Origin of the sequence: Flavicella sp., from assembly GCF_037132785.1 — a bacterium.
Lineage (GTDB): Bacteria > Bacteroidota > Bacteroidia > Flavobacteriales > Flavobacteriaceae > Flavicella.
The window spans coordinates 1-10,022 of record NZ_JBAHZZ010000076.1; the positions used below are offsets into that span (position 1 = coordinate 1).

General features: G+C 33.9%; 8 protein-coding genes. 2 read left to right on the top strand and 6 right to left on the bottom strand.

The genetic code is table 11. The features are described from left to right. Positions 1-633 precede the first annotated feature (633 nt). The 6 genes from nrfD to V5787_RS05040 all read right to left on the bottom strand — a co-directional run bounded on the left by nrfD (position 634) and on the right by V5787_RS05040 (position 7,062). Positions 634-1,854: a sulfate reduction electron transfer complex DsrMKJOP subunit DsrP gene (nrfD, locus tag V5787_RS05015; RefSeq protein ID WP_336892172.1), complete on the bottom strand. Its 1,221-nt coding sequence runs from the start codon at positions 1,852-1,854 to the stop codon at positions 634-636. Positions 1,855-1,972: 118 nt separating this feature from the next. Then, a complete protein-coding gene (locus tag V5787_RS05020; protein WP_336892173.1) occupies positions 1,973-3,142 on the bottom strand; it encodes a 4Fe-4S dicluster domain-containing protein in 1,170 nt (389 codons plus the stop codon). Further along, complete coding sequence (locus V5787_RS05025; RefSeq protein WP_336892174.1) at positions 3,087-3,737, bottom strand: multiheme c-type cytochrome; 651 nt, start codon at positions 3,735-3,737, stop codon at positions 3,087-3,089. The genes V5787_RS05020 and V5787_RS05025 overlap by 56 nt, the downstream gene beginning before the upstream one ends. Before the next feature lie 74 nt (positions 3,738-3,811). After that, positions 3,812-4,486: a cytochrome C gene (locus tag V5787_RS05030; RefSeq protein ID WP_336892175.1), complete on the bottom strand. Its 675-nt coding sequence runs from the start codon at positions 4,484-4,486 to the stop codon at positions 3,812-3,814. Positions 4,487-4,488: 2 nt separating this feature from the next. Beyond that, complete coding sequence (locus V5787_RS05035; protein ID WP_336892176.1) at positions 4,489-6,819, bottom strand: molybdopterin-dependent oxidoreductase; 2,331 nt, start codon at positions 6,817-6,819, stop codon at positions 4,489-4,491. 6 nt (positions 6,820-6,825) lie between these two features. Next, positions 6,826-7,062: a hypothetical protein gene (locus tag V5787_RS05040; protein ID WP_336892177.1), complete on the bottom strand. Its 237-nt coding sequence runs from the start codon at positions 7,060-7,062 to the stop codon at positions 6,826-6,828. A 225-nt stretch (positions 7,063-7,287) separates the two neighbouring features. Here V5787_RS05040 and nrdG point away from each other — a divergent pair, with 225 nt between their 5' ends. Next, positions 7,288-7,761: an anaerobic ribonucleoside-triphosphate reductase activating protein gene (gene nrdG, locus V5787_RS05045; RefSeq protein WP_336892178.1), complete on the top strand. Its 474-nt coding sequence runs from the start codon at positions 7,288-7,290 to the stop codon at positions 7,759-7,761. Next, complete coding sequence (gene nrdD, locus V5787_RS05050) at positions 7,742-9,532, top strand: anaerobic ribonucleoside-triphosphate reductase (RefSeq protein WP_336892179.1); 1,791 nt, start codon at positions 7,742-7,744, stop codon at positions 9,530-9,532. Before nrdG ends, nrdD begins: the two co-directional genes overlap by 20 nt. The last annotated feature ends 490 nt before the right edge of the window (positions 9,533-10,022 follow it).

A 10,022-nucleotide genomic window follows, 5' to 3' on the forward strand; every position in this document is an offset into this window, starting at 1 on the left:
AACTAAAGGAAAATGAACCAAAAAATAGATCCATAACTAACATAAACAATGAAAATAAGAAAAAAAAATATAAATTTTAGATTTAAAAAGTCAAAATTGAAATCTAAAAATGAAAAGAGCATTATGCAACGGTCTTAAATCGAATAGATTATTATATAACGGTCTTGAACCACTTGATAACAAGCGCCTTATGTACACAATAACGGCTGACTTCGAAAATAAATCTGTAGAGCATAAAAATGTAGTCTAATTTTTGAAATATTGAATGTTGTTTTGTAAGACCATACCATTGGAGGGAACGTGGTTCTAATGAGAATCGAAATTGATTGATAATACCTAGTTTGATTTTTAAATAACGCATTAAATTCGTTTCTTTTTCATTCATATTTCACACAAAAACAAAACTGTAGAGGAGCTATGTTTCTATTTTTATTGCTTCTCTGAATAAAAAATATTCCAAATTATGATGGCCTTTAAAATTCAAATTGGTATAAGATAAATTCAATCCTTGAAAACAGTTTTATTTAGAACCCCACATATTTGTTATGGAACAATTATTATCTAACAATAAGGTTGTGTTTATGACTTGAATTCAGCAACCTAAAATAGTGTCATTTTTACTACTTAGGGTCACTATTTCTTTTTAAATTTCAGTTTTCCTATTTCGATTTCAATAGCTACTCGAGCTAAAATTGTAAAAATAAAAGCACCCATTGCCCAAATTCCGATGGTTACACCTATTTCGATTCCCGTTGGAAGGTATTCTACGATTTTCCCATAAGAACCTGGAATAAATCCTGGAACAATCAACCCAAAGCCTTTTTCAATCCATATTGCAAGAAACAATAAGAAACAACAAATATAAAGTATGGTAAAATTATTTCTAAGTTTATGAAAAGTCATGGTTATTGTTGCCAAAATATTTAAAGGAATCGCAGTCCATATCCAAGGCATCAATGCATTTTTACCCTCTAAGCCAAAAAACAAGTAATAAGCACTTTCACTGTGATGAGTGGGGGCGTAGAATTCTTTAAAAAGTTCTGAAACAAGCATAATTATATTTATTTGCGCCGCTATAGTTACCACCAAAGCAATTTTTTTTATGGTTTTATTTTCAATTTTAAACTCCGTGTGAGAACGTATCACGGCCAACACTAAAATGATTAATGCTGGTCCGGCCGCAAATGCAGATGCTAAGAATCTAGGTCCTAACAGAGCATTATTCCAAAAAGGTCTTGCTTGTAATCCTTGATATAAAAACGCTGTTACCAAGTGAATTCCAATCGCCCAAAAAACAGATAAAACTGCGCCTGGAACATAAATTTTAGCCAAAGCCTCTTTATTTTGATAATGACGAAATAAGATATAAAACGGAATCGTAATATTTATAAATAAATAACCATTCAAGGCCAAAACATCCCAAGTTAACATGGAGTTAGGAAAATTAAAAACCCCAATACCTGGAAGCATATGCCATAAAACAGAAGGCCCTCCCATATCTGCCACAACAAATGCCAAGCACATAATCAAAGCAGCCACCGCAATACCTTCACCAATCAACACAGCTCGTTTAAAATCTACATCGTGTAATACATAGGTCGGCATTACCAATATAACTGCCGCTGCTGCTACCCCAACCAAAAAAGTGAAATTGGAAATATACAAGCCCCAACTCACCATATCCGTCATTCCAGTAACATGTAACCCTTCTTCAATCTGAATAGAATAACAATACATCCCAGTCAACATGATAGCCGTTAAAAACGCCATCCAAAGGTGATATTTCTTGGTTCCATGAGTAATGATATCCAAACTATCAATGACCAAACTTTTGAAAACTATTAAACTTCTCATTATTTTTTTATTTATTTAGTAAGCATGTTTAAACTTTTAGTTCAACTGATTTTTATCTTTTCAGACAAGAACACGTTGTAACAAAACATAAAAGACACAACCACAACTCCTACTTTTATTAATCCATATAATACCAAAACTTAGGCTCTGTACCTAAATCTTCTTTTAAACGGAAAACTTTTTTATTTTCTAAGACCCAACGAATTGTACTATTAGGATCTAACAAATTTCCAAAAATTCTAGCTCCTGTTGGACATGCTTCCACACAGGCTGGATTTTGTCCTTCTCTAGAACGCTGAATACAAAAGGTGCATTTTTCCATAACTCCTTTTTTGCGTAATCTATTTCCTAAATAATGCTGATTTTTGTTTATTTCTTCTTTTGGTACTTCTGGTTTACTCCAGTTAAAGCGTCTTCCATCGTAAGGACAAGCTGCCATACAATAACGACAACCGACACACCAATCATAATCTACTACAACAATCCCATCAGGTTCTTTCCAAGTAGCTTGAACTGGACATACCTCAACACAAGGTGGATTGTCACAATGAAAACACTGCGTACCTAAATAAAAATGTCCTTCGGCAGGAACTTCATGATAATAATTGTCATCGGCTTCATTAAAATTAATTCCCATTCCGTTTTTCATCTCATGAATTCGAATATATTCCATTTGCGAATTTCTATCTTGGTTATTCTCGGTAACGCAAGCACTCACACAATCCATATAACCTTGACATTTCGAAATATTAAAGGCATAGCCAAACAGAACACCTTCCTCTGCTTGTTTAGAAGACATGTCTAAGACACCCTTTGTGTTTAACTGATGTGAACGAACCAAACGATCAACGGTTGCTTTTTTCTCGTCATCAGACATCAACTTATAATTCCCTTTAAACTGCTCTTCCCAATCAATCTGTGCTTTTTCTTTAGATTCACTATCTGAAGTTACACTACACGAAGTAGAAACAGCACCTGCTCCAACAAGTAAACTTGCCGTTAATTGTTTAAATGCATTTCTTCTATCCATAGTTGCTCCAAGCACTTGATCGAACCCATCAGCAGGTTTTGCTAACTCTGGTGTTTCATGTGAATTACAACCATCAGTTGTTTTTCCACAACCACAAGAACTTGATTCTTGTGCAACTTTCTTTTTGTTTGAAAGTTTTAAGGAAAACCATTTATTTTTCTTTTCACTCATATTTCTAGACATAAAAACACTAGGTGTTTGGTTATTTTCTCTCTTGTCTTTTTTGTGAATTATACCCAACAGGCCAACGTTTTTCATAACTAGGACTGTGTGGATTATGACAATTAACACACGTCATTGATGCTCTTGGAGGAGCCCAACTCGCTATTTTTTTCCCATGTGCTCCACCTTTCCAGTCCTCAAACTGTTTGGTATGACATTGGTTACACAAATTATAGCTGTAATCAAAGTCAATTTTATTTCCTGTCAAACTTTTCAAATTATCCATATCGTCTCCATTATGACAGGTAAGGCAGTTCATCGTATTTTCATTCGCATGATTAAGACTAATATTCCAATGTCCTTTTTTTACGTCTTTCCCTTTGATTTTGTCTAAGTCATCGGTATGACACTCTGTACAGGCATAAGACTGAATTTGACTTTTTCTTTCTGGAATTAAAAAAGTATGTTCTCCTTCAGTAATTTCTATAAGATTTAATTCTTCTAAAAATTTATCTGAACTAATTGAAGTACCGTGATAATTTTTACTTTCAGCTTCAATTTTATCTGTTACTTTATGATATTCTTCATTGTGATTTTTACAAGAAATGACTGATATCACAAGCCATAAAACACAAACTATTTTAGAAATATTTTTCAGATAATCTTTATGTATAGATTTACGAATTTTCATAACTTCCCTCCTTCTTTTTGATTCCTTAATTTTATCGAGGAATCTTCTAATATTTGTAGTTAGTATTACCATAGTTATTTCCTCATAAAAATTCCAATATCAGTAACTTCTTTATTCTTCAACACATGGCATTGTCTACAATTCACTCTCTCTGGGTGTGAAACCCTAATTTCTTTAGGTGCACTAGGTCCAGCATGACATGCCAAACAATTTTCTCTTAGCTGAATTTGATGAGGAATTACAGGTGGACTACCTAGTAAAGCGCTATTAACACCTACTTTTGGAACTGATATTTTCTCAATATTTGTTGCTGTAAATAAATTATTTGTTTTAACCGAAACATGACATTGTCTACAATTTTCATAATCTGAATGTGGAGTAACAGGTGCATATGAGTTCCATTTTTTCACAAAACCACCATTTCCATGACACTTCAAACAATCATTTCCTCCCAAACTTTTTTCATCTTCCACAGGATGAGGAATACTTGGTGGAGCTCCGTGATATGCTCGATTATTATAATACGTTTTCAAGCTTCTTTGATGTTTTTCATCAACAGGCATTTTTGAATAATCAAGTACAAATTCAAACCTCTTAAATACTTCTTCTGAAGGTATAATTAGCATTGCCTGCCCCTCTTCCAAAGGCTCGTATGCTTTTTCGAGCCCTAATTCATAACTGCGATTCCAAATAGTAACAAAAGCAATCAACAAAAACACAAATAGCGATATGATTCCAAGTCTTTTCATATTTATACTTTTTCAACTCTTACAGCACATTTCTTGTAATCGGGCTCTTTTGATATTGGGCAAAAGGCATCTAAAGTAACATCGTTAATCATCATATTTTCATCAAAAAACGGAACAAAAACTTGTCCTTTTGTTGGCAAGCCTCTTTCGTTAATTGAAACAGGGAGTACACATGTTCCTCTTCTTGAAATTACTTTTGCTTTTTCGCCATTTGCAAATCCTAAATTTTCAGCATCATCTGGGTGCATTTCTACATATGAATGTGGCATAGCTTTGTGCAATACTGGAATTCTACGTGTCATAGATCCTGTATGCCAATGTTCAACAACACGTCCTGTATTTAACCAAAAAGGATATTGACTATCTGGTGATTCTGCTGCGGGTTCGTAAGGTCTTTGCCAAATAACAGCTTTACCATCGGGTTTTCCATAAAAATGGAATTTTTCACCATTAGAACAAGCTGGATCGTATTCTGCGTTGAAACGCCATTTAGTAGATTTGCCATTGACATAAGGCCAAATTACTCCAGACTCTTTCTTTAAAACATCTAAAGGCGCCATTCCGTGCTTAGATCCTTCATGGAATTGACGGTACTCTTCATAAATTTCTTCAACGTGATTTTCTTTAGAATATGGAAACAGATCTCCATATCCCATACGTTTTGCAACTTCAATAGTCATCCATGCATCATCCGTTGTGTCACCAGGTCCCTCAACCATTTTTTGCCAGTATTGGGTTCTTCGTTCAGAATTGCCATACAATCCGCCTTTTTCAATATGCCAAGACGCTGGTAAAATAACATCTGCAACATCAGAAGTAGGAGTAGGGAATACATCAGAAACAACGACAAAGCAAGAATCTTTCTCCATACCTGGTCGGTATCTACTAGTTTTCGGCAATGATACTAATGGGTTTGTAACTTGTGTCCAAATAAATTTAATATCACCTCTATCAACTGCTCTAAACATTTCGGTAGCATGGTAGGTAGGTTTTGCAGAAATATTTTCATAAGGTACTTTCCATATTTTAGCAGCGAGCTTTCGATGTTTCTCATTCGTTACCACTCCTTTAGGTAACTTGTGTGTAAATGTCCCAACTTCTCTTGCGGTTCCACATGCTGATGGTTGCCCTGTCAATGAGAAAGGTCCATTACCAGGTTGTGAAATTTTACCTGTTAATAAATGAATATTATAAACTAAGTTATTCATCCACGTTCCTCTAGTATGTTGATTCATTCCCATACACCAATAAGAAACTACCTTCTTGTTTGGGTCTCCATAAATAGCCGCTAAATATTTGATATCTTTAACGGATACTCTTGAATATTTAGACACTTTTTCTGGAGTATAATCTTCTAAAAAGGTTTTGTACTCCTCAAAAGAAATCCCAGTAACTTTCTCTTTAAAGTTGAACTTATCTTCTGTTCCGTAACCGATATTCGTTAGACCCTTGTTAAAGTTACAATGCTTGTCTACAAACGAGTTGTTAACCCATCCATTATTGATAATTTCATAACAGATAGCATTTGCGAGAGCCAAATCAGTTTGAGGCTCAAACAAAATAGACCTGTTTGATGCCGTGCTAGAACGCGTGGTTCTCGTAGCAAAATCTATAATTTTTGCACCTCTTTTATTCTTGTTCTCTAACATTCTAGAAAACAAAACTGGATGCATTTCTGCCATATTATTTCCCCAAGTAATAAAGTAATCAGCATGGTCAATATCGTCATAGCAACCCATTGGTTCGTCTGCCCCAAAAGAGGTTAAAAAACCAGTTACCGCACTTGCCATACATAAACGAGCGTTACAATCTAAATTGTTAGTGCCAATTGCTCCTTTCATTAATTTAGAGGCTACGTATCCTTCAGGAATTGTAGATTGCCCAGAGGTGTACATGGCAACTGAATCTTTACCATGTTTTTCTATGGTTTCTTTCATTTTGCTAGCGACTAAATCTAAAGCTTCATTAATAGGTGTTTTTACATAAACTCCATTTTTCTTAACCAAGGCGTGTGTTAATCGGTCTTTTGCACCAATACACATTATTTGATGATAGCCTTTTACGCAAAGTAATCCTTTGTTAACACTACAATTAGGGTCTCCCTTTACAGCAACAGATTTTCCTTTTTCTACACCAACTAAGATACCACAACCTACACCACAAAAACGACACGGTGCTTTTTTCCAATCCAAATCCCCTCCTTTAGGCAGTCCTTCTTCTTGCTCTTTGGCAAATATAATACCAGGAAACATTGATGCTGCAGCCGTCATGGCCGACACAATTGCCATTTTTCTAATAAAGTCTCTTCTAGAGGTTAAAGTAGATGTATTCATAATAAATTATTTTTTTGAAGCATTAAAACCAGAAACTAGAGCCAATAACTTGATGTTTTTTATTTTATTCAATTTCTCTTGCAAATCATCTTCTTGACTGTTTGATTCCGTATCGGTAATCAGAATTAACAAATCTTTGTTTTCTGCAGAAATCACATTACAATAGTTCAAAGAAGTTAGTGTTTGCATCAATTCTGATTTTTTACCTTCCTGTGGATGAGCTAAATAGCTTTTGATTGGCATAGTTATAATTTGAAATGTTAAAACACAAAGAACCTGCTAAAGAGCAGGATATGAGGTGATAAATATCATGTTGTTACGAGTTTTAGGAGGCGTTGTTCCTAAAAACGCAAAACCTCCTTTGTTTATAACATTCTTAATAACTCATACAGGTTAATTTATTTTGTATCTAAATAAATGAATACTTTTATAAAAGACTAATTAGTATTTAATAAAAGTATTTTAAGTATGTATTATCATGATTTTCAGGTAGTGATTCAAGAGGTTCCTGGTGAGATAAGTTTGTGTTTTTCTATTTGTGGCTGTAAACTACAGTGTAAAGGCTGTCATTCATCTTATTTATGGAAAGAACAAAACGGTAAATTACTACTCGTCAATAATTATATAGAAACTTTAAATAAATATTCTGATTATGCCTCATGTGTTTTATTTATGGGAGGAGAATGGCACTCGAAAGAATTAATAGAGCTTTTAAAAATTGCCAAGTACAAAAAATACAAAACCTGTTTGTATACAGGTGAAACTTCTGTTTCTAAAGAAATCTCTAATGAATTAACCTTCCTTAAAACAGGAAAGTGGACTCAGGAGCTGGGTGGGTTAGAATCCGAAAGCACCAATCAAATATTTAAAGACATCATAAAAAACAAAAACCTCAATTATTTATTCTCAAATAAAAACAGATATGATACGACTCACCGATAGACAGGTAGACCAAAAAATTGATTTTATTGATCGATATATTCATTCCTCCAACGCTGCAGATGGATCGAAAGTAGACGCCAATGCAAATGTAACTTCCAAAAACATTGCCACCATGGAAGCCGAGCTTAACAAAGACATTAATATTCAAGTAAATCGCGCCTTGGTGATGCGCAAAATAAAAGATCTTTTTGGAGTAAAAACAGCCAACGAATATATAAGACAAATTGAATCTCATGAAATTTATGTACACGACGAAACTTCTTTAAAGCCTTATTGTGTATCTATAAGTATGTATCCTTTTCTGTTTGATGGTTTGACAAAATTAGGTGGAGAAAGTTTAGCTCCCCAGCATTTAGAAAGTTTTTGTGGCGAATTTGTGAATCTAGTATTTGCGATCAGTTCTCAGTTTGCGGGGGCTTTAGCCACAGTAGAATTTCTAATGTACTTTGACCATTTTGCCGCAAGAGATTATGGAAAAGACTATTTAGAAACAAAAACCGACGTTATAGCTAATCACTTACAACATGTAGTATATGCTGTTAATCAACCTGCGGCTGCTCGTGGTTATCAATCGGTTTTTTGGAATATTTCTTTATATGACGAAGCTTACTTTAATAGTATGTTTGGCGATTTTGTTTTTCCTGATATGAAAAAACCTAAATGGGAAAGTGTAAAAAAATTGCAAGGATTTTTTATGAAATGGTTCAACCAAGAGCGAACTAAAGCCATTCTAACATTCCCCGTGGTAACTGCTGCTATGCTGGTAAAAGAGGGAATTCCGGTAGACCCTTCTTTTACTGAAATGTGCGCCCGAGAATTAAGCGAGGGTAACTCCTTCTTTATTTATCAATCAGAAAACGCAGATAGCTTAGCTTCTTGCTGCCGCTTGAGAAACGAAATTAGTGACAATACATTTAGTTATTCATTAGGTGCAGGAGGTGTCGCAACCGGATCCATCAATGTAATTACTCTTAATATTAATCGTTTGGTTCAGAAAGGCGCAAATATTGTTGAAGAAGTTCAAAAAATTCACAAATATCAAGTTGCTTATAGAACTCTTATTGAGGAGTACAAAGCGGCAGGATTATTACCTGTTTATAAAGCGGGTTTTATTTCATTAGACAAACAATTTCTTACCATTGGAATCAATGGAATGGTGGAAGCTGCAGAAAGTAAAGGACTTGTTGCAGGAAACAATGAGGAATATAAAAACTTTGTCAATTCTTACCTAAAAGAAATTTTTGATGAAAATAAAAAAGCAAAGGAAATTTATGGTTATCTTTTTAATACCGAATTTGTACCTGCAGAAAACTTAGGTGTTAAAAACGCGAAATGGGATCGCCAAGACGGCCTTTTGGTCTCTAGAGATTGTTATAATTCTTATTTTTATCCAGTTGAAGACAATGAAATTAACACCTTGGACAAGATTATATTACACGGTAATGAAATCATAAAATATCTAGATGGAGGTTCTGCCTTACATTTAAATTTAGAAGAAGCTCCAAATCAAGAAGGTTTTACTAAACTTATTCATGCAACAGCCAAAGCAGGCTGTAATTACTTCTGTTTTAATATTAAAATTACCGTTTGTAGAGATTGTAACCATATTGACAAACAAACGAAATACAGTTGTGAAAAATGTGATTCTAAAAATGTTGATCATGCTACTAGAGTAATAGGGTATCTAAAAAAAGTAGCTAGCTTTAGTTCTGACAGACAAAAAGAACATAAGCTAAGACATTACTACAAAAAAGAATTGTTAAATTACTGATAAGAAAATAATAATCATTAATTAGGCACTTTCAGAAGTAGTTAATTTAATACTGTAAAAACACTCAAAATCGATAAAATTTTGAGTGTTTTTTTATGATATTTGTAGTGGGTCTATTAAAAATGACTATTTTAATATATGGATAATTCAATAGAAATATTTGCACTACTTTAGGTCTTAGTTCAACTCCGCAGGACTGTTCTTTAACCCACATTATTCATCGTTTGAATAATTCAAAAAACCATTATTTACAAGGGTTTTTGATAACTGGTAATAAGCGCGTCTTTTTGTGATTTTTATTGTTGTCACAACCTAAGACCGTTGCAAGGTACATGACAAAAACAAACATCCAAACTTAGGGTATAAATCATTGTTTGTTAGCTTATTAAGATGTATATTCAAGCCATGAAACTACAAATAACACCTACTTTTGCAGATAGCATTTGTGATTTACGCACAAGAAAGATAAAAGCTACATTTTTTAGTCAAA